This window comes from Aquamicrobium segne, from assembly GCF_042656785.1.
Classification (GTDB): domain Bacteria; phylum Pseudomonadota; class Alphaproteobacteria; order Rhizobiales; family Rhizobiaceae; genus Mesorhizobium; species Mesorhizobium segne.
Window position 1 is genome coordinate 1 of record NZ_JBHSLL010000007.1, and the last position, 21,078, is coordinate 21,078.

Annotated in this window: 13 protein-coding genes and 1 pseudogene; 10 read left to right on the forward strand and 4 right to left on the reverse strand. The window is 62.1% G+C overall.

The window, feature by feature from the left end:
• Both ACFPLB_RS01545 and ACFPLB_RS01550 read left to right on the forward strand, forming a co-directional pair.
• The coding region (locus ACFPLB_RS01545) for a hypothetical protein (RefSeq protein WP_378227488.1) at positions 1-495 on the forward strand (495 nt) is incomplete at its 5' end.
• A gap of 436 nt (positions 496-931) precedes the next feature.
• The gene (locus tag ACFPLB_RS01550; protein WP_378227489.1) at positions 932-2,125 is read left to right on the forward strand and encodes a PcfJ domain-containing protein; all 1,194 of its coding nucleotides are present in this window, start codon (positions 932-934) and stop codon (positions 2,123-2,125) included.
• Between the two features lie 189 nt (positions 2,126-2,314).
• On the opposite strand, the gene ACFPLB_RS01555 is transcribed toward ACFPLB_RS01550, so the two are convergent.
• Complete coding sequence (locus ACFPLB_RS01555) at positions 2,315-3,724, reverse strand: hypothetical protein (protein WP_378227491.1); 1,410 nt, start codon at positions 3,722-3,724, stop codon at positions 2,315-2,317.
• Between the two features lie 335 nt (positions 3,725-4,059).
• On the opposite strand from ACFPLB_RS01555, the gene ACFPLB_RS01560 reads away from it, so the two are divergent.
• The 7 genes and pseudogenes from ACFPLB_RS01560 to ACFPLB_RS01585 all read left to right on the forward strand — a co-directional run bounded on the left by ACFPLB_RS01560 (position 4,060) and on the right by ACFPLB_RS01585 (position 17,913).
• On the forward strand, positions 4,060-9,954 hold the full coding sequence (locus ACFPLB_RS01560; RefSeq protein WP_378227492.1) for an autotransporter domain-containing protein: 5,895 nt from the start codon (positions 4,060-4,062) through the stop codon (positions 9,952-9,954).
• Positions 9,887-10,498, forward strand: a complete 612-nt coding sequence (locus ACFPLB_RS01565; protein WP_378227493.1) for an invasion associated locus B family protein — start codon at positions 9,887-9,889, stop codon at positions 10,496-10,498. Before ACFPLB_RS01560 ends, ACFPLB_RS01565 begins: the two co-directional genes overlap by 68 nt.
• 137 nt (positions 10,499-10,635) lie before the next feature.
• Positions 10,636-11,028, forward strand: a complete 393-nt coding sequence (locus ACFPLB_RS01570; RefSeq protein WP_378227494.1) for a helix-turn-helix domain-containing protein — start codon at positions 10,636-10,638, stop codon at positions 11,026-11,028.
• A gap of 292 nt (positions 11,029-11,320) precedes the next feature.
• Positions 11,321-11,479, forward strand: a pseudogene (locus tag ACFPLB_RS17660) (DUF5983 family protein); the annotation flags it as partial.
• A 233-nt stretch (positions 11,480-11,712) separates the two neighbouring features.
• The gene (locus ACFPLB_RS01575) at positions 11,713-12,318 is read left to right on the forward strand and encodes a DUF1419 domain-containing protein (protein ID WP_378227495.1); all 606 of its coding nucleotides are present in this window, start codon (positions 11,713-11,715) and stop codon (positions 12,316-12,318) included.
• 15 nt (positions 12,319-12,333) lie between these two features.
• Positions 12,334-12,732: a DUF3085 domain-containing protein gene (locus tag ACFPLB_RS01580; protein WP_378227496.1), complete on the forward strand. Its 399-nt coding sequence runs from the start codon at positions 12,334-12,336 to the stop codon at positions 12,730-12,732.
• 84 nt (positions 12,733-12,816) lie between these two features.
• Positions 12,817-17,913, forward strand: coding sequence for an Eco57I restriction-modification methylase domain-containing protein (locus ACFPLB_RS01585; protein ID WP_378227497.1), 5,097 nt, complete (start codon positions 12,817-12,819; stop codon positions 17,911-17,913).
• 173 nt (positions 17,914-18,086) lie between these two features.
• Here the strand turns inward: ACFPLB_RS01585 and ACFPLB_RS01590 are convergent, their stop codons facing one another.
• Positions 18,087-19,205 (reverse strand): diguanylate cyclase domain-containing protein, encoded by a 1,119-nt coding sequence (locus tag ACFPLB_RS01590; RefSeq protein WP_378227498.1) that lies wholly within the window; start codon positions 19,203-19,205, stop codon positions 18,087-18,089.
• A 182-nt stretch (positions 19,206-19,387) separates the two neighbouring features.
• Here ACFPLB_RS01590 and ACFPLB_RS01595 point away from each other — a divergent pair, with 182 nt between their 5' ends.
• Entirely contained in the window at positions 19,388-20,095 is a 708-nt protein-coding gene (locus ACFPLB_RS01595) for a helix-turn-helix transcriptional regulator (RefSeq protein WP_378227499.1), read from the forward strand.
• A 124-nt stretch (positions 20,096-20,219) separates the two neighbouring features.
• On the opposite strand, the gene ACFPLB_RS01600 is transcribed toward ACFPLB_RS01595, so the two are convergent.
• A complete protein-coding gene (locus ACFPLB_RS01600) occupies positions 20,220-20,717 on the reverse strand; it encodes an RES family NAD+ phosphorylase (RefSeq protein ID WP_378227500.1) in 498 nt (165 codons plus the stop codon).
• A gap of 7 nt (positions 20,718-20,724) precedes the next feature.
• Positions 20,725-21,075 (reverse strand): MbcA/ParS/Xre antitoxin family protein, encoded by a 351-nt coding sequence (locus ACFPLB_RS01605; RefSeq protein ID WP_378227501.1) that lies wholly within the window; start codon positions 21,073-21,075, stop codon positions 20,725-20,727.
• Between the last annotated feature and the right edge of the window lie 3 nt (positions 21,076-21,078).

Below are 21,078 nucleotides of genomic sequence, written 5' to 3' on the forward strand. Positions count from 1 at the left end.
CCGCCCGAAGGTGTGTTCAACGCCTTAGGGAAGGACAAGACAATGGAAATGGCGGAGAGGCTGGGTGCGGTCCTGCGCGCCCTTCAGATCACCGAGATCGAATATTCGCTCAGTGGTGGTGGCGATTCTGGTGAAACGACACTTGAACGCGTCAGCTACAGTGACGACCCGCTGGCGCATGATCTGCCGGACATACCCATCTTCATCGGCGACCGCGGCGAAATCCGGCACTTGCCGGAACTGCTTGAAAACATCGTCGCCGATGCGCCCGATGGCGACTGGGTCAATAATGAGGGCGGATACGGCACCGTCTATATCCGTCCTTTCGAGAACGAGGAAGAGCTGACCATCGAGTGCGATATGTCCTATCGCGAAGACGGTGATTATGGCGATGACGACGAAGACGAGTTTGTCGATGATGATCCGATCGACGATGAGGACGATGGTCCGCTCGCACTCGCGATTGAGGTTCTGATCGGGGAGGTTGCGCCATGAGCAGCCGATCCTGGTCCCAGCTGAAGACTATCGCCAGCAGCCAGCTCGTCGCTGCCTGTCCCTGGATCAGGGAACGCCCGGCCCAACTTTCGGACTTTGCTACCATCGTGGCGCTGGCAGAGGTCAGGATGACGGTCCGCGCCATCGAGGGGCGTCTGGATGCCGATGTCCGCACAACACCATCAGTAAAAAAAGATCCGCTCGCCGCCGAGCTGGTCCAAATGATCGCGGACAATGCAACGAGTCATGCATCTTCCGCACGGCCCGAAAGCAGTCCCGCCTTCGGTGACTGGGCTGAAGATCACGGGTTTTCGGATATGGGCGTTGCGCTCCTGTCGAGCAACGCCAACTGGCAGGATCTGACGGCGGCCGCCGGGATCATTGAACGGCGATCAAGGCCCTTTCGGAACGCGCCCGTACGCTCGCACAGACCCACATGGGCACCATACTGGCGCGCGATCTGCCCGATGGCGTTTTCCTGCGTCATGGTCTCAACGCGGTCGCCGCCTGGCTGCTGGCTCCCGAAACGAGCGGCCGGGAGGAGCGTGCCGTAGTGCTCACGCGCCGTCGGCAGGCGATGTCCGTTTACGGCGCGTTGTCCTGCGCTCTGCGCGAGGAGGACGTCACCGGCATTATCGACGCCGGGCTTCCTCTTGCCGCCGTTCTCATGGAACGCCATGGTTTGAACGCCGCCGAATTGCGCTCCTTGCGCAACGGACGCCACCTTCGCCACTCGATCGAGAACCCGACCGATTTCCATGTCGCCATCGAGGAACTCAAGACCCATGAAACGCCGCTTCATGAATGGCCGGGCGGAGGAAGGCCTGACGAAGCCGATGCATGGACAGGCTCGCCCTGGGTGAAAGAACCCCGCCAGCATGTCGTGAGGCCCGATTATTTCGGGTTCTACAAGGATGGCATAACCGACGCCATCAACGCCATGCGCGAAGACTTGCTTCGGCCGATGGTCGCCGAGCGCATCCGACTCGGAGGTTTCGCGCCATCGCGCCAGGTGGTCTCTTTCGCCAGGAGCATCGAGGTCGACGTCAGAAAAGGTGGCGGGCTGGTGCGGCAGCGAATAATCGCGGCGCTGCGGCATGCGATCATCGAACCGCGCAAGCCGAAAGCATTCCAGGAAGCTGTCGGCCTGTGGCATCGCCGCGTCGCGACGCTCTCGGCCCTGCGCCATGAACACACGGCCGAGCGGCCGGGCTGGCCGGAATTGTGCGCGCCCTGGCGCTCTGCCTGCGGCAGCCATGAACTCGTCGTCCTGTCGTCGGCGGCGGATCTGGTCGAAGAGGGTCGTGTGCTCGACCACTGCGTCGGTGGCTATTACGCAATCTGCCGTCGCGGAGATACGCAAATCCTGTCATTGCGGGAAAACGGCAAGCGAATAGCGACGCTGGAACTGACGCTCGGCCCAGACCTCGGCGTATTGGCGCTTGCGATCTGGGACGGGACGTGGAACAGCGAGGCGCTGTCGCTCGATCACGCCCGGAAAGCCTTTCCGTTCTATCTGCCGCTTCTCCCACGCGGGACACCGGCGGATTTCGACGCTTGGTGCGCGGCGTCGGGATTACCGGCGGCCTTTGACGCGACGCTCGCTCAGCTCGACGCCTCCTCGCGCTGATCGCACCGCCAGCTTGGCCGCGAGGTCATGGGCGTCGTGCAGGGTGGATCGGTGTGATGGCAGTTGGGACGGCGAAGGGGGCTGGGGTTTTGAAATGAACCTACCCTTTTCTCGACGCAGAAAGGAACCTTGCAGTAGCTCCCTTGCCGCCAGTAACCAGTCGCTTTGTTCTCACCGTGTGCGTTGGGACTATCCGGCAAAAAAGCCAACGCGCCTGACAAGTTCGGCATATCGTGGCGAACCATTCAAGGGACCATTCGGCAATTCGAGCCGAACGCCAAGAACGTCCGGCTCGTCCCGCTGGATGGCAAGTTCAAGATAATCGAGTGCAAGATCGGCCCGCTCCAGATAAGCAGCAGTGATCGCCACCTTGAAGGCACGTTCCTGACCTTCGCTTGAAAGTCGAGTCTGAACGCCGAGCATGGCGTCGAGCATGCCCGACCGACCGGCGCGTGCGATTCCCTGGCGCGCCGCTTCAGTAATCTCCTTACGACCTACGTTGCCGGTCAGATCGGCAGCCTGTCCATAAGCGGTGACGAAATCCCCGTCGCGCCCGATGTCGAGATAGATCGTTGCCAGATAGCTGACGGGAGACAGCAGCCTTGGCTGGGATTCCGCCAGCGGTTCGAGGATTGTAAGCGCCTCGCCGCTTCTGCCGGCGTGATGAAGGATCAGCGCCTTGTTGGCGAGGATGCTGGGCGATGTCGGTGAAAGTCTTTGGGCCGTCTCGATCTCGCGAAGTGCAATGTCAAACTGGCGGTCATGCATGACGGCGAGCGCATACCAGTGATGGACATCGGCATTGTCAGGGTCGAGTTTCAGAGCCTCTTCAAAAAGATCATAGGCCGTGGAAAAATTCCGCAGCCAATAGAAGGTGTTGAAAGCAAGCGCGGCGAGTCCCCCCGGATGGTCGGGCTCCCGCGAGAGAACGGTGCGGGCTGTCGCCAGCGCAAGGGGATAGCCTTTGTCTTGTGCGAGAACGTCATATTGCACGGCGAGATTGTAGGTCTGCGCCAGTGCGGCGCTGGCATCGGTGAAATCAGGCTCAAGGACGAGTGCCTCGTTGAACAGCGCGATAGCGCGACTGAGTCCATCTCCGGTGCGTAAATCCATATGGAAAAGACCCCGATGGTAGAGGCCGCGCGCGTCGTCGGAAATCCGAGGTTGTGAAATGCCTGCGTCCATTCCCGATTGGGTCCGCCATAGGCCCAAACCTGCAAGCAGAACAAGGGAAATGCCTGCCCCGCCGATGATAGTGGTCCGGCGAGACCAGATTCGGGGCTCCGCCGAGGTCGTTGCAGGAAAGGAGGTCGGCTGCATCTCAGCGGCGTCATCTTCCACTGGCATTTCGGTTGGCGGCGCGCCATCAGGTGCGAGCCGATCCAGCCTGCGCCCGCGCAGCCAGGTATCCAGTTCATGCGCGAAAGCATAGACCGGCACGCCCTTGCGGGCCGTGCTGCCTTTGGGCCGGTGCACGGGAAGTCCGCCATCGTTCGCCCAGCGTTTCACGGTGCTCTGGTTGCGTCCCAGATAATCGGCGATGGCCCGCCAGCCATTGAGTGGCTTGGATTGATGGCGGACATCGAAGTCGTCCTGCAATTTCCCTTGCCCCTGTTGCGCCCGTCCCCGGATTATAGCGCGCTTGCTGGAAATGAAAATAATACTGTTTGGCGAAGAAATGCGCCGGTCGAAAATTAGGTATCGGCCGGTTTGCGCAAGTCACGCTCGATTCGACCTCGTCGCGGGATGCAAAGCCTTCTTTTACATCAATGAACCTTTTTGAGCTTTCTTGCGCTTTTATTGCCTAATATTCCCAAGTGCTTGAACGTGCTAGATTTTTCCATATTTCTCCCGAGGCTGCCTTGGGAAGAAGATACGGAAAATGGGTGGCGGCGCCAGAGAGCGGATGCCGGCCGACAGGGGGGCACCAGGGAATGCTGCATATCGATCCGGTTTCCACGCTTTGTTTGACGCGCGGGGATGCGCGGACCTTGTTATGGTCTGGCGCATCGGCACTGGCGCTGCTGGTCGCCATGGCGGCAACGCCCGTTGCCGCCCAGACCTGCGCCTTCAGCAGCAATCAGGATGCCGGCGCGAACACGTTGCGGGCCTGCGTCGAACAAGCCAATGCGGGGGCGGCCGATACGGTTGTCTCGGGCCTTACGCCCGACAGCACGGTTGTGCTGCAAAGTGCTGTTGCGATCGGCACGGATCTGACGATTGGTGGCCAGGGCCCTGCGGCCACCCTGTTGAGGAGCACCGAGGCCGGAGAAGCCGAGGGCTTGGGCGAAATACTGACCCTGACCACCGCGAACACCCTGACGATCGGGGACGCAGTCAGCCTGCAGGCGACGGGTGATCGCGTCGGCGCGATCGACATTGCCGGCGCGGGCGGCGTGCTCGATTTTTCGGGCCGGATCGAGACCACCGGCTACTGGGGCGCGGGCATTGCTTTCTCCGAGGGGGCTTCCGCCGCGCATGTGCGCGGGGTGATCACCACCCACGGCTCCGGCTCCCAAGGCGTCGTGGGCGAGTCTGACGACTTCGAGCTTTTTCTGTATGGCGCGATCGAGACGACCGGACAGTCCGCCTCCGGCATAAGCGCTGAGGGCCTGCGCAACGCGTATCATCTGCAGCAAGGCTCAACCATCACCGTGTCCGGAAAAGGCGCCGATGGCATAAACCTCAATGTCGGCGAAAGCCAAATTCTGGTTGACGGCACCATCATCACAAAGGGCGAAGCGGAAGGTATTTCTGCCGGGTTCGGTGCGAACGGGATTCACGTCTCCAATTATGGCGATGTCGGCAATGAAATCCGCCTGAAAGGCAACGGCGCGATCCTCACCGAAGGCGAAGGGGCGGTCGGCATCTATGCGACCGGCGGCGGAAACAGCATCTTCCTTGAGCACGGCAGCAGGATCGAGACCCGTAAGGCAACCGCCGCAGGCATCAGCGCCAATGGTGGAAACAATCGGATCGAGGTCACGGGCGCAACCATCACCACGCAGGGCGAAAACGCCGTCGGCATCATCGCCGGTTCGAGCCATGTGCTTCTTGGACAGGACAGCGAGATTATCACTCACGGCCAGGGTTCCGCCGGTATTCGCTCGGGTGGCAGCGGGGGTACGATCACGCTGGGCGCAGGCAGCCAGATCGAAACCGGGGGCAATTTCGCGTATGGTATAGATGCCAACCTCAATGCGGTGGTTCTGGAAGCGGGCAGCCGCATCGAAACCGCGGGGCAGCGTGCCTACGGCATCAATTTCGCCACTACCCAGACTAGCCCGCGCGGTAATGCCGTCATCGCCGGGGCGATTGCGACGTCGGGTGAATACGCAGCAGGCATTCAGGCCTCTGCCGGTCGCAGCGACATCACCATCAAAAGCGGCGGCAGCGTGGTGACCACCGGCGCCTCGGCCCCCGGCCAGATCATTCCCCATGCAATGAGCCTCAATGGCGGCGCCAATAGAGTCACGGTCGAAAACGGAGCGCTTGTCTCAAGCGCCGCCGACAATGCCCACGGCATATGGATGGGCTCCAGCACCGGCGTCGGCAACAACTACATCTACGTCGGCGGCACCGTGTCGGCCACCGGTGCAGGGGCCAATGCTATTCGCTTCACCACCGGCAATAACCGCCTCGAACTTCAGCCCGGCTATAATATTGTCGGCGACGTGGTGGGCGTGGGCAATGATGTCCTAGCCTTTGGCGGCGAAGGCAGCGCCAGTTTCGATCTGGCGCGGCTGGGCGGGCAATACACAGGCTTTGGCTCGATGCAGAAAGTGGGTGGTTCCACCTGGGCCCTGACCGGGAATGGCGCGGGCTTTACCGGCCCCATCACCATCACCGGCGGCACGCTCGATGTCGCTGGAACCTTGGGCGGTGCATTGAGCGTCCAGAGCGGCGGCACGCTCGGCGGCAGCGGCACGCTTGGGGCGGTCACGGTGGCCAATGGCGGCATCCTTTCGCCCGGCAACAGCCCCGGCACGCTGAGCATGGCGTCGCTGGTGCTGAACAGCGCTTCGGTGCTGGATTTCGAACTTGGAACCCCCGGCGTGGCAATGGCCAGCGACCGGATCGATGTCAGCGGCAGCCTGACATTGGATGGCCTGCTCAACGTCACCGATGCGGGCGGGTTCGGCAATGGCGTTTATACGCTGATCAATTACGGCACGCTGGCCGCCGATAACGGGCTGACACTCGGCGCCACACCCGACGGCTATACCTATGCCATCGATGTCGGGACCGGCACCGCCAGCGCGGTGACGCTGGCCGTGTCGGGCGGCACGGGTGGACACAGCCAGTACTGGGACGGCGCAAACGCAGCGCCGGGCGGTACGCTATATGGCCGGGGCGGCGCAGGCGTCTGGAACGACGCCAACACCAACTGGACCGATATGGCGGGCGCGGCAAACGACGTCTGGGGTGACCAGTTCGGAATTTTCTACAATGGCACTGGCAATGTAACTGTGGACGGAGTCCAGAGCGCTACCGGGCTTCAATTCGCGGCCGATGGCTATCGCCTGGCCGCGGGCGCGGGCGGAGCGCTGCAACTGACCGGCACCGCCAGCGTGCTGCGCGTCGATGCGGGACACACGGCGACGCTGGCGCTGCCGGTGACCGTGGCCGGGGATCTGAGCCGGCTGGGTGCCGGGACCCTGGTGCTGACCGGAACCGCCGATATCACCGGCAAGCTGCTTGCAGCGCGGGGGGAAACCCGCATTGCGGATGGCGGCAAGGTCACGGCCAATAGCGGCGCTGCCATCGGCGTCGGTGCGGGCAGTGCCGGCAGCGTCCTCATTTCCGGCACGAATTCGGAACTGCATGTGCTGGATGGCGGGCTCAAACTGGGCTTTGGCGGCGCAGGCGAACTCACGGTGACCGAACGCGGCCATATGGAGGTGGAAGGCCATATCGACGTCCAGGTCAGCGGAACCACCACCAAATATACCCCGACCAACGGGCTGAGAATCGGAGCAAATGGGGGCACCGCTACGCTGACCGTAAACAATGGCGGCACCGTTGCGGCCGGGCTGATGATCGTTGGCGACTATGAGACCAGCGAGGCCGCCACCGCCAGTGTCGTGCTCGATGGCCCCGGCAGCAAAATTGTCGTCAGCGAGAATGTCGAGATGATCTCCGGCGGCACATTCACCGTTTCAGGCGGGGCGCAACTGCACAGTTTTGCGGCCTCGGCACTTGCGACCAATCCACACAGGGAGACCCTTGCCTCCGACCGGATCGGCGGCCAGGCAACAAACCGCAGCACGATGACTGTAACCGGCGGGGGCAGCCTCTGGCACAGCGACAATGCCATCCGCATCGACAGGGTCGGCACGATCAATGTCGAGGATGACGCCACCCTATATGCCAGGGAAGGCATTTCGGTGGGCAGGGGGCGCGTGACGGGTGTGTCAGGACCGTCGGCAATTCTCACTGTTGACGGCGCTACGCTGGAGACGGACGGGGACCTCGATGTCGCCAATGGCGGCGGCTGGGCCAAGGTCGCGTTTACCAATGGCGCCAGCATCGAAACCGCAGGCGTCCAGATCGGGAGCGGCTGGCTGGTAAGCGGCGGCGCCACCTATACGGCGCTGGCTGACGTGCTGGTCTCGGGAGCGGGCACGACATGGACGGATAATTTCGTCACGGGGTGGAACTTCTTTCTCGGTAATACCGGTCAAGCGACACTGACGATCACCGACGAAGCCGTGGTCGACACAGAAAACGCGGTGTTCGTTGGCCGAGGTTCCTTTGACGAGGGCCGCGCCGATGTGACCGTCAGCGGCGGCGGGCGGTTTTCAACGGACTCCATTCTTACGCTCGGCGAAACCGCGACCGGCATCGGAACGCTGACTGTCATCGACGCCACCTCGCTTGTGGAGGTCGGCAGAGACCTGCGGGTCGGGCTTGCCGGCAAGGGCGAGGTGACGATCAGCAATGACGGCGTGGTCGATGTCACCGGCAATACGATCCTCGGCGCGGCCTCGGGCGGCGAAGGGCGCATGACCCTCAGCGATAGCGGTCAGCTTTTCACCGATGGGCTTTACCTGGGCCTTGTCGATGGCAGCGCCTCGGGCTTCTTGACCATCGGTGACGGCAGCGGCCATGTCTCGGTCGGTGCCAGCCAGCTCGACCTTCATTCCGGCGCGTTGCGGCTGGGCGATAATGGCGTTCTGATTCTTGGGAGCGGCCCGGCCACTATCGGCGCGCTGGGCCTCGTGACGGGGACAGGCGAGATCCAAGGCGATGTCGTTGTGGGCGGACGCATGGCGCCGGGTCATGACAGGATCGGCACGCTCACCATCACGGGCGACGTGGATTTCGCGGCCGGCTCGACCTACGCCATCCGCATCGCGGGGACCAACCCTGACCCGTCGCCTGCCGCAACCGTGGACAGCCTGAGCGTCGGCGGCACGGCCGACCTGAGCGGCGGCAGCGTCGAGATCGTGGCGATCGATCCGCGCACCAGCTATGTGGACGGGCACACCTACGCCACCCCGATCCTCACAGCGGCGGGCGGGCTTGGCGGAACCGAGTTCGCAGACGTTGGTATGACAAGCAATTCCGCCTTCATCATCCCGACCTTGAGCTATCTGGGCGATGACGTCTTCCTGACCATCGCGGTCACGCAGGACTTCACGACGGTCGCCCAGACCTTCAACCAGTTCCAGACGGCGGGCGCGTTGAACGGGTTCGGCCAGACCGGCGATGCGCTGGCGGCGTTCAACGCCATCGCCAACATGAACGCCGACGATGCGCGCCGCGCCTTCGACCTGACCTCCGGCGAGGTCCATGCCGCAGGCCAGCACGTCATCGACCAGACCTTCGCCCTGTTCAACCGGACGCTCCGCTATCAGGGCGTGGCCGGCATCGGTGCAGGCAATGTCGGTGCGCAGACCTTCACCGCTCCGCTCGGTTATGGTCCGGCGGTCGCGGCCGGCAATGCCGGTGTCGTCGCCATCGGTGACGCAACGGATTATGCCGACGCCCGCGTGCGCGGCGCATGGGCGGCTCCGCTCGGCGGCTTCGGCCATGTCGATAGCGACGGCAACGCCGGTAAGCTCGACTGGTGGAACGCCGGTCTCGCCGGTGGCTACGAGGGCGTGATCGACGTCGCTTCCGGCAAGGCGGTCGGCGGCATCGGCTTCGGCTATATCCATAGCCGCGGCACCATCGATGACCGGCTCTCGACGTTCGACGCAGACGGCTTCTATCTCGGCGCTTATGGCGCATGGGCGGACGGTCCGTGGAACGTAGCGGGGTCGCTCTCCTATGGCGCGAACCGGGTCTCGACCGAGCGCAACATCGCCTTCATGGGAACGACCGCCGAGGCGAGCTACTGGACGCACACCATCGGCCTTTCGGGCGAAGCTGCTTACGCCTTCGACCTGGCCGACACTACCAAGCTCGCGCCGCTGTTCACGCTCGATGCGGGCTGGTCGGGCCATGGCGGCTTCACCGAGACGGGCGCCGGCGCGCTCAACCTGACCTCGGGATCGCAGAACTGGAGCCGTCTCGACACCGGGCTGGGCCTCGCGCTGACGCACACGATCCTGACCGAGAACGGCACGGTGACGCTGGAAGGTCGGGCGGTGTGGGAGCACGCCTTCTCCGACGTGCTGCCGAGCCAGTCGCTCGCGCTGGCCGGCAGCCCGACCAGCTTCACCATTCTCGGCCCCGATTCCGGCCGTGACCGGCTGCGCATCGGTGCGGGCCTCTCCTGGGACGTGTCGGACGATATGACGCTGCGCGCCCGCTATGACGGCCTGTTCTCCGGCAACCAGGCCAACCACGCCGCGTCCCTCGGCCTCAACATCAGGTTCTGACGTGCAGTATATTCTTCATACCGTAACTTCTCTGATCTTCGGCGCTGTCCTTCTCCTGGGCGGCGTCAGCACCGCCGCAGCGCAGGGCCTGCCCGGTGGGGCGACAACCCTCAGCGAAACGCATGGAGACTGGACCGTCGCCTGCACCACGCCGGATGGGACCGTGCGCTGCGCGGCCTCGCAGGTTCAGATCAACAGCCAGAACCGCCAACGGGTTCTGAGCGTCGAGTTGACAGCGACGGAAGGCGGCTCGGCAACAAGCGGCACATTGGTCATGCCGTTTGGCCTAGCGCTGGATCAGGGCGTGGTGCTGTCGATTGACGAGGGCGACTTTCTGCCACCGCTGCGTTTCTCGACCTGCCTTCCGGCGGGCTGCCTCGTGCCGCTCGCCTTCGACGCCGCGAGTGTGACGGCGCTTCGGGCCGGCACAGCGGTTTCGGTGACGGTGATCGCCAATGACAGCGGCCAGGAGCTATCCTTCTCGGTCTCGCTATCGGGCTTCAGTTCGGCGCTGAACCGTCTTACCGAGCTGAACGGCTCGTAATTCACGGCGCAATTTCCAGCCAACTGCCAGAAAAGCGCAGCGCGGCCTCACCCCGGAAAATGCGGGGGTGGCCAATGCGAAACATGGGATCAGCATGACGAGCGAGAACACCCGACATTGCCGGGACGGAGTAGCCGATGAGACGGCTGCCCCGTTCCCGCAACGGCCCACGGGTCGAGCCGACATTGCTTGGCACGAGGATTCCGCTTGTCTCGCTGCGCCTGACGCTTGCGGTCGCGCACTATCTGAACTTTCACCACGCGGCCAAGGCGCTCGGCGTCAGCCAGTCGAGCGTCAGCGCTCGGGTGAAGGCGCTGGAGGAAGACCTTGGCACCCTGCTGTTCGAGCGCCACGCGCGCGGCGTGCGGCTGGCGCGAGTCGTGCTGCACCGTGATCCCGTCGCCGACGAGACCCGCACGCGTCGTTGCTGGGAAAGCCATCTCGCCCGCGCGCAATGGATGACGAAGCAGGGCTACCGACGCATTCTCGAACAGGCCATCGGAGAGGAGCACCACAAGCGCCTGCACTGAGGACAGACCGTCCTATTTGCCGCCGATAGTATCCGTCAGCCATCCAGCTGCGTCTTTCCCATTGCCGATCCCGAAAATGCCCACTCTCTAATCGGCTCCGTCTCTTTTTGCCGAAGGGAGCCCGTGTGCGTGGAAGCCGAATCCTTTGGGGCCAGATAGCCGTCGTCCTCACCATCGGTCTGGTGATGACCTGGGCGGCGACGCAATGGACCGCATGGCGGCTCAGCTTCTCGATGGTGTCCCGGTCGGCGAATGGCCGTGACTTGGTGGCCAATGCGGCGATTATGGCTGGTTCGTCTACGGCCATGACGAGAATTGCGGAACCGGCAAGGACCGGATTCCGGATAACCTGTTCGCCGTCATGATCTGGGCTCGAAAGAAGCGCTGCGATTATGTCCTGCTGGACTGCGACGGCAACCAGATCGATGCACTGCCCCACCACGACTGGTAGCGCCTGTCCGCTCTGCGGAAGAGGGAAAGAAGAAGAAACTGAGGAAGAAGAACCCGGCTGCCGCATGCCCGCCGTCCGCGTCAAGGGTGAAGCTGCGCCCGGCTAAAGCCGGCCCTTGACCCGCCCGGACGGAGAGGCGGCTGCGGGGGAGGGGTCAGAAGGGTTGGAAATGATGGTGCTCCGCAAGGGATGAGCCGCGTGTCCCTCCCGACGAGGCCAGAAGGAGCCCATCCATGACCCCCGCTTCTCCAATCCGCAAGATCTATCAGGGCGTCGCCGATCGCCGGCAGATGTTCCGCATGTTCGATCGCCATGGCCAGCGACCCAATCGCTGGGAGAGTGATGATAGCGCCCTCTTCCGTGGTGAATGGTTCGAGATCGCCAAGGTCGAGCACGATTACATGCTCGACATCCTGCCGCCGCTCTGGATGCGCGGGGAAATGTTTGCGATGCGTGAATTCCTCACCGAAACGATCACCAGCATCTTCTACACGCTGCGGATCGACGGAAAGGTCCGCTATTTCCACGGCTATTGCGACCTGACTGACCTGCGCTCACCGGTGGCAATGCGCGACGCGATCGTCGAGCGGGAGAGCTGGCCGGTGAAGGCGATGACGCATGAGGAGCGCCTTGAGCACATCTGGAGCGCCACACATGACGAATATCGTGGCTTTGCGGGTGATCGTTGGCTTCCCCAATTTCGTGGCAAGCGCACGGTGCTGGTCTACGGCCGTCGCGGCGGCACCGTCCTCAAGCTGCTGGAAGAACTCACTGAAGACGAGATCCAGGCCAAGTTGCCGGTTCACCTGCGGCATTTGCCCGAGCGGCGCGCGGCGTGACCGGGGGAGGCTGTCATGTTCACCTTCCCGATTCTTGCGGTCCGCAAGGTTATCGCGCGGGGAATTGCCGATGCCGCCGCCAATGACGGTTTCCGTAATCCCTATTACGGCTCTCGCCCCGGTGAGGGCGAAAAGCCCGGATTGTGGCTCGTCGGGGACGAAGGCGTCTACCTCATGTCCAACGGCAAGCTGGCTGACGGGCAGCAGGCGCTCGTCATCTATTCCGAGCAATGCCATCCCAAGGGCGATATCGACTGGTGGGACTACAAGCGTCGCCATTTTGGCGGTGACGACGGCATCGAGTTCATCGAAGCCCAGCGGCTGATCCCGCTCTTTGACCGCAATATGCGGGCGACCCACCTCAACATCCAGCTTAGCGAGACCGAAGTCGCGCTCACGCTGATCGTCCGTTGAACCCTCTCAAACGCCGTTGTCGAGCCTCTGGCAGATTCGCTCTGCCAGAACCTTCTGCGCATTTCCACATAAGGAGAAACACCCATGTCCCACGACGATCCGTTCTCGCTCTCGCCTCTAGGTAATTCGACGCTTTCATCGGGCTTTGGTCTCGGCACCGCGGCCTTTGGCGTTGACATTGCCGCAACCGACTTCGATGACGATCCTCCGCCGGCCGGGCCCTCGCCTGCAATGCAGACACCATCCTCTCCGCCGCCGGCCGCACCATTGTCGCCAGGTGCTAATTTCTATCTTTCCGGAAGCCGTGGTCTCGCCCGCGGCTGGAAGCAAAGGGCGCGGGACAACATCGCCGCCATCCGGCTCGCAGCCGAGATCGAGACCGAGGAGCGTCACGCTACGAGCGACGAGCAGGAAAAATTGATCCGCTTCACCGGCTTTGGCGCTTCCGACCTTGCCAACGGTGTATTCCGTCGCCCAGGGGAGGTCGAATTCCGCGAGGGCTGGGACGAGATCGGTATGGCGCTGGAGGATGCGGTTGCGGAAGCGGACTATGCATCCCTTGCCCGCTGCACCCAATATGCCCATTTTACCCCGGAGTTTATCGTTCGGGCGATATGGGCAGGGTTTCAGCGCCTCGGCTGGCGCGGCGGCCGAGTCCTCGAGCCAGGGATCGGTACCGGGTTGTTTCCGGCGCTCATGCCGGAACGCCTGCGTGCGGTATCGCACGTCACCGGAATCGAGCTCGATCCCGTCACGGCGCGTATCGCCCGGCTGTTGCAGCCGCGGGCACGGATCGTCAGCGGAGACTTCGCCCGGACCGACCTTCCGGCAAGTTTCGATCTCGTCGTCGGCAATCCGCCATTCTCGGATCGCACCGTCCGATCCGACCGGGCATATCGCTCGATGAAGCTGGTGCTGCATGATTATTTCATCGCGCGGTCGATCGATCTCTTGAAGCCGGGGGCGCTGGCCGCCTTCGTCACAAGTTCCGGCACGATGGACAAGGCCGATTGCTCGGCGCGCGAGCATATCGCAAAATCGGCCGACCTCATCGCCGCGATCCGTCTGCCTGAAGGAAGTTTTCGTTCAGACGACGGCACCGATGTGGTCGTCGACATCCTGTTCTTCCGCAAACGCAAGGCGGGCGAGCCGGAGGGCGATCAGGCCTGGCTCGACATAGACGAAATCCGCCCAACGATAGAAGACGAAGGCGCTATCCGCATCAATCGCTGGTTCGCGCGCCATCCGGCCTTCGTGCTCGGTACGCATGCCCTTACTTCCGGCCCGTTCGGCGAAACCTATACATGTCTGCCTCGCAAGGACCGGGATCTCGTTTCTACGCTCGCCGCCGCCATCAATCTTCTTCCGGAAGCTTTATACGACGGCGAGCCGACCGAAATCGATCTGGAGCTTGAGGATGAAGTCGAGGGCACACCTGTCAATTTGCCGTTGGAACGCCATGTCCGTGAAGGCAGCTTCTTCTTCGACCAGGCCCGCGGGCTGATGCAGATTCTCGATGGCGAGCCCGTCGCGGTGAAGGTCCGGAAGGGGCGCAGCGGCGACGGCATCCCCGAAAAGCATGTCCACATCATCCGCAAGCTGATCCCAATTCGCGATGCTGTGCGTGAAGTCCTCAAGGCGCAGGAACTGGATCGGCCGTGGAAAGATCTCCAGGTCAGGCTGCGTATCGCCTGGTCGAGTTTTGTCCGCGACTTGGGGCCGATCAATCACACGACGGTTTCGATCACGGAAGCTCCGGATGGTGAGACCCGCGAGAACCATCGACGTCCCAACCTGCAGCCGTTCCTCGATGATCCCGATTGCTGGCTGGTGGCGTCGATCGAGGATTATGATCTCGATACCGACACATCGCGTCCCGGCCCGATCTTCACGGAGCGCGTAATTTCTCCTCCGGCCGCACCGATTATCAACAGCGCCACCGACGCGCTCGCGGTCGTCCTGAACGAACGCGGACGCGTCGATATCGATCACATCGCCGAACTTCTGCATCGTGACCCGAAAGATGTCGTCGCAGAGCTGGGCAGCGTCATTTTCCGGAATCCGGCCGATGGCTCATGGCAGATGGCCGATGCCTATCTGTCCGGCCGTGTCCGCGACAAGCTGAAGGCAGCAGAGGCCGCGGCGGCGCTCGATCCCGCCTATCAGCGCAACGTCTCGGCGCTGCAAGGTGTCCAGCCTGCCGACCTTCGTCCTTCCGACATCACCGCGCGTCTCGGAGCGCCATGGATACCGGCGGCCGATGTCGTCGCCTTTGTCAAAGAGACGATGAACGCCGATATCAAGATCCATCACATGCCGGAACTGGCGTCGTGGACGGTCGATGCGCGGCAACTCGGCTATCTGGCGGCCGGCACCTCCGAATGGGGAACGGATCGTCGCCATGCCGGCGAATTGCTGGCGGACGCGCTGAATAGCCGCGTGCCGCAGATCTTCGACACGATCAAGGATGGCGACAGCGAGAAGCGCGTTCTTAACGTCGTGGACACCGAGGCGGCCAAGGAGAAGCTCTACAAGATCAAGACCGCTTTCCAGAACTGGATCTGGTCCGATCCCGATCGGACCGACAGACTGGCGCGGGTCTATAATGACCGCTTCAACAACATCACCCCTCGAAAATTCGACGGGTCCCATCTCCAGCTTCCAGGCGCCTCCGGCGCCTTTGTTCTTTATGGTCATCAGAAACGCGGCATCTGGCGCATCATCTCGGATGGCGCGACCTATCTTGCCCATGCTGTTGGCGCCGGCAAGACGATGACCATGGCAGCCGCCATCATGGAACAGCGCCGTCTCGGCCTGATCTCCAAGGCGATGCTCACCGTCCCCGGTCACTGCCTGGGGCAGGTCGCGCGCGAATTCCTCGCGCTTTATCCCAATGCCCGCATCCTTGTCGCCGATGAGACGAATTTCACCAAGGACAAGCGCGCCCGGTTTCTGTCGCGCGCGGCGACTGCGACGTGGGACGCCATCATCATCACCCATTCAGCCTTCCGCTTCATCGGCGTTCCCTCCGCCTTCGAGCAGCAGATGATCCATGACGAGCTGGAACTCTACGAAAGCCTCCAGCTGAAGGTCGAGGATGAGGATCGTGTTTCGCGCAAGCGCCTCGAGCGGCTGAAGGAGGGGTTGCAGGAACGGCTGGAGGGACTCTCGACCCGAAAGGATGATCTGTTGACCATCGCCGAGATCGGCGTCGATCAGGTCATTGTTGACGAGGCCCAGGAGTTCCGCAAGCTCAGCTTCGCCACCAATATGTCAACACTCAAGGGGGTCGATCCGAACGGCTCGCAGCGCGCCTGGGATCTCTACGTCAAATCGCGCTTCATCGAGACGAAGAACCCGGGCCGGGCGCTTGTCCTGGCTTCCGGGACGCCAATCACCAATACGCTCGGCGAGATGTTCACGGTGCAGCGGCTCATGGATCATGCCGCCCTGATGGAGCGCGGTCTGCACGAGTTCGACGCCTGGGCCTCGACTTTCGGTGATACGACTACCGAACTGGAGCTCCAGCCCTCGGGCAAATACAAGCCGGTTTCCCGTTTCGCCAGCTTCGTCAACGTTCCCGAACTGATCGCGATGTTCCGGTCCTTCGCAGATGTCGTAATGCCGGTGGATCTTGCGGAATATGTGAAGGTGCCGGCGATCGCGACCGGCAAGCGTCAGATCATCACCTCGAAGCCCACGCAGGCGTTCAAGCACTATCAAATGGTACTGGATGCGCGCATCAAGGCGATCGAGGAACGCGAAGGGCCGGCCGAGCCCGGTGACGATATCCTGCTCTCCGTCATCACCGATGGCCGCCATGCAGCGATCGACCTGCGCCTGGTCGAGGCCGACAATAATAACGAACCGGACAACAAGCTCAACAATCTCATCTCGAACGCCTACCGGATTTGGCGGGAAACGGCTGACAACACCTATGCTCGCCCGGACGGCAAGCCATATGAGCTGACAGGCGCAGCGCAAATGATCTTTTCCGATCTCGGCACGATCAATGTCGAGAAGACGCGCGGCTTCTCGGCCTATCGCTGGATTCGCGAAGAACTGATCCGGCTCGGCGTACCGCCGTCCGAAATCGCCTTCATGCAGGACTACAAGAAGTCGGACGCCAAGCAGCGGCTGTTCGGCGACGTTCGCGCCGGCAAGATTCGCTTCCTGATCGGCAGTTCCGAAACGATGGGCACCGGCGTCAATGCCCAGCTTCGCCTGAAGGCGCTGCATCATCTCGACGTGCCCTGGTTGCCTTCACAGATCGAGCAGCGCGAGGGCCGGATTGTACGGCAAGGCAATCAGCATGAAGAGGTCGATATCTTCGCCTATGCCACCGAAGGCTCGCTCGACGCCACCATGTGGCAAAACAACGAGCGCAAGGCCCGGTTCATTGCGGCAGCACTCTCCGGGGACACCTCGATCCGGCGGCTCGAGGACATGGGCGAAGGCCAGGCCAATCAGTTCGCCATGGCCAAGGCCATTGCATCGGGCGATCAGCGCCTGATGCAAAAGGCGGGGCTTGAAGCCGATATCGCTCGGCTGGAGCGTCTGCGGTCCGCCCATATCGATGATCAGCATGCTGTTCGCAGGCAGCTTCGCGACGCCGAGCGCGACATTGAATATGCCGCGCGGCGGATTTCTGAGATCGGTCAGGACATCGAGCGTCTGGTTCTAACCGGCGGAGATCCATTCTCCATGATTGTGGGAGGCAAGCGCCACGATGAACGCAAGAAAGCGGGGAGGGCGCTCATGAAGGAAATCCTCACCCTCGTGCAACTTCAGCAAGAAGGCGAGTGCATCATCGCCTCGATCGGCGGCTTCGAGCTTGAATATTCCGGCGAACGCTTCGGCAAGGACGGTTATCGCTATTCCACAATGCTGCTCCGGACCGGCGTGGAACACGAGATCGAGCTTGCGATCACCGTCACGCCGCTCGGCGCGATCTCCCGGATCGAGCGGGCCTTGTCCGGCTTCGAGGACGAACAGGAACGCTATCGTCAGCGACTGGCCGATGCGCGCCGCCGACTGACATCCTATCAGTCGCGCGGCGAAGGCGGCGCGTTCGCCTTTGCCGACGAACTGGAGGAAAAGCGCCGACAACTTGCTGAGGTCGAGGAAGCTCTGGCGAAGGACCTCGAAAGCCCTGACGAGGCCCCCGCAATCGCGGCCTAACCAGGCCGCGTCTCCCGGCAACCCCTCGACAAGCTTAAGACGATGATTGAGCGGCCGAAGCAACTGGCTTGTCGAGCCACTTGGCTCGATCAGCTCCCCCAGGAAAGGAGGAAGTCGCGAAAAGCCCATTTGCTTCTATCTGAAAAGCCCAGCGGCTTCAGACTTGCCGGCCATTATTCGCCGATCGACAGGCCGCCTTTCCCTCTTTTCTTGGCGCGATACATGGCTGTGTCCGCCGCACGAAGAAGCGCTTCGAAGGTTGTGCCCTGTTGGGGATAGAGCGCAACACCGATGGATGCGGAGCATGAGATCGACTGGTTCTCTATCTCGAAGGGCCGGCCGACCAGTTCGGAAATGCGGGAAAAAATCGCTGCCGCGTCGATCGGCCGATGGGGATCGTCGATACAAATGACGAACTCATCGCCACCGATGCGGCCACAGATATCCGAGTCCCGAGTGCCGGCACGGAGCCGCTCGGCTACGTTCCGCAAAAGCTCGTCGCCGACGCTATGGCCATGTGTATCATTCACGCGCTTGAAATCGTCGAGATCGATGAACGCCAGCGCCAGGCGCCCTTCAAGGCCTCGGTGGGAGAGCCGTTTTTCGACCAGCGTCCGTGTAAAACTGCGATTGGGCAGTCCGGTCAGATCATCGTGGCTCGCCTTCAGATGCAGTTCATCCTGACGCGCCTGAAGCTCCGCGAGGCGTTGTTCGAGCTCTGTCCGCTCCCGGCGGCTTTGATGCAACATTTCCATGGCCCTCGCGCTCGCGAGCAGGCTTCCCGCCATCGTTGCCTCGCAGGTTTCAATGCGGAAAGGTTTCCCTCCCTCAAGGCCGGCGAGCAGAATCAGGAAGCGTTCCTTTCCATGCACAATCGTCAGATAGGCGATCGACGTCCTGCAATGACCGTCCGTCAGGCTTCGAAAGATACTGGACGCGGCGTCGTGCTCGACCATGTCGGGCCTGATGGCGGAGCCGAACAGATTGGTCACGGGCATTTCAACGCTCTGAATTCGTCCGATCAGCGATTCATCGGTTGAGAACACGCACACGAGGTTTCCATCCTCGTTCAGCCGAAGCAGGGCCGCCCACGGCGCATTCCACTCTGTCAGGATAGGCTTAATGGCGATCCCGTAGGCTGATGCGGGGTCATAGGTTTGCAACACGATCGACAGCAGCTGCGCCAGGTCATCATTCGATGGGGGATAGCTCGAGCGGAGATTGGCGTCCCAGCAGGCGCTCTGCAAAATTTCCGATTGCGTCATGACGACGATACTGAACTCATAACTCATACAAACCGGTGCAGCCCGGTGTCCACTCCACGGGATGCCGTGAAGGGCCGGGTCATGAGTTCTGAATATTCTAATCTGCTGTCGTGTTCTCCCCGCCACCTGCGCAGTTTCCAATCCGGCCGCAATAGTGTAAAATAAAGATAGGGAAAAATTGAATAAACTTGATGATTTATAGAGAGCCAGTGGAGCGGATCGCCGATCCAGTAATGTCAATCTGCGCGGCGGAGACTGAGGTCGAGCTGCGGCGGGTTGTCCAGCGGAGCATCGAACGTTTCGGCTTCCAGAGTTACAATCTTTCGTTCCGCAAAAAGGACCGCCGCGAGTTCATGTCCGAGCCCACCCTCACCAACTGGAGCGGCGCGGATCTGGCGCGGTACGCCGATGAGGGATGGGTGGAAAAAGATCCCTTGCTTGAGATGGCGGTTGGGCGGCCCGGGCGGCCAATGGTCTGGACCCCTGCGCAATGGGCGTCTTCCGTTCATTCGACCTATGGCGAGTATATCGCCAGCACCGGAATTATCAGCGGGGCGACCGCGGCGTTGGATGAGCGTCCGGGAAGCCTGAGCGCGATGACGGCCCTGTCATTCGCGGATGCTTCCAGGAGCCGGAGCGACGCCTATGCCATCCAGATAATCGGCCAGGTCGCGGTCACCCGCGCGGCGGTTCTGGGTATTCCGGGGGCGGACGTCATCGGAGCCTCGTATCTGAACCGGTTGTCGTCGCGGCAGATGGAGATACTCGGGTGGATCGCGCAAGGAAAATCCAACGCCGACATAGCCATCATTGTCGGTTCGTCTAAACGAACTGTCGATTACCACGTCTCGGAAATTCTGAGAAAGTTGGAAGTCGCCAGCAAGGCGCAAGCGGCAGCCATCTATTCCAGTCAGTGAGGCGGCGAAGCTCGGCCCGTGATCGGAGGTCCTGTCAGTGCGCTTGCGGCTCTTGCCGCTCGCTTTGCTGTCGCAATTGTCCGCTCGTGTGGTGTGCGACTTCTAACGCCAGCCTTTTTGGGTGTTATCGCGAAAGCCTGTTTTCGTCATCGATCAGGGTCAGGCGACAAGGCGCGGAGCTGCTCCATTGCCACAGGACGAGGTTGAGATCGTCAGCCGTTGCACCCGCAGCAAAGCTGCGAACCAACAGACCATGATAGCCGGCTGCTGCAAGCCGTCGGGCAAAAGCCTGCGTGGCTGCCTCGCCACTTGTCTTCATCTGATCGCGCCATGTTGAGTCGCTCAGCGCCGGCATCATCATTCCTTCAGCCCGCATCGCCGCCTCGTCACGGCAATCGAACACGCCTTCTATGCTCGCGTCATAGCAAACCAGCGTTGTGGGTTGCAGGCTGCCGGCCTGATTGGCTTCGCGCAGTGCCGTCATGACGGACAAGGACAAATAGAGCGCTGGCGTTCCCTTGCGATTGAAGCGTCCGCCATAGAGCTGCGCGCCGCGGCCCGACATCGGCTCGCTGGCGAAGATCGGGTTGAGCGCCCGGTAGAGTTGTCCCTCGTATCGCACCCGTGGCCTATGCGTGCACGCCGGCGTCGACCGCGTCAATATAATCGAGCACCTCGTCGGCACGGCCGTCACGGACCAGTTGCATCGCGGTCATGCCCGAAAGACCCGGCAGGGGTTCGGATCGATACCATGCGTAAGCCATCAGTGCCGAGCCAAACCGGGGCTCGACCTTATTGACGATCTCGGTCATCTCGCGCAGCCGACGCTGTGTCTTGTCCGAGCTGATACGATCCTTGCGCTGGATCGCATCCTTGCCAAGTCCGGCCGTCCGCGCAATTTCCTCGCTCGTCGTCCGCAAAGCGGCAGCGATCTTGCGCGGCGAAAAAAGACCATCGTCAGCATATTGGGCAAGTCCCATGGC

Excerpts from the sequence above, each read along its gene's own strand:
- ACFPLB_RS01550 (WP_378227489.1), top strand. The coding sequence starts at position 932 with ATGGGCACCATACTGGCGCGCGATCTGCCCGATGGCGTTTTCCTGCGT.
- ACFPLB_RS01560 (WP_378227492.1), top strand. The coding sequence starts at position 4,060 with ATGCTGCATATCGATCCGGTTTCCACGCTTTGTTTGACGCGCGGGGAT.
- ACFPLB_RS01565 (WP_378227493.1), top strand. The coding sequence starts at position 9,887 with ATGACGGCCTGTTCTCCGGCAACCAGGCCAACCACGCCGCGTCCCTCG.
- ACFPLB_RS01570 (WP_378227494.1), top strand. The coding sequence starts at position 10,636 with ATGAGACGGCTGCCCCGTTCCCGCAACGGCCCACGGGTCGAGCCGACA.
- ACFPLB_RS01575 (WP_378227495.1), top strand. The coding sequence starts at position 11,713 with ATGACCCCCGCTTCTCCAATCCGCAAGATCTATCAGGGCGTCGCCGAT.
- ACFPLB_RS01580 (WP_378227496.1), top strand. The coding sequence starts at position 12,334 with ATGTTCACCTTCCCGATTCTTGCGGTCCGCAAGGTTATCGCGCGGGGA.
- ACFPLB_RS01585 (WP_378227497.1), top strand. The coding sequence starts at position 12,817 with ATGTCCCACGACGATCCGTTCTCGCTCTCGCCTCTAGGTAATTCGACG.
- ACFPLB_RS01590 (WP_378227498.1), bottom strand. The coding sequence starts at position 19,205 with ATGAGTTATGAGTTCAGTATCGTCGTCATGACGCAATCGGAAATTTTG.
- ACFPLB_RS01605 (WP_378227501.1), bottom strand. The coding sequence starts at position 21,075 with ATGGGACTTGCCCAATATGCTGACGATGGTCTTTTTTCGCCGCGCAAG.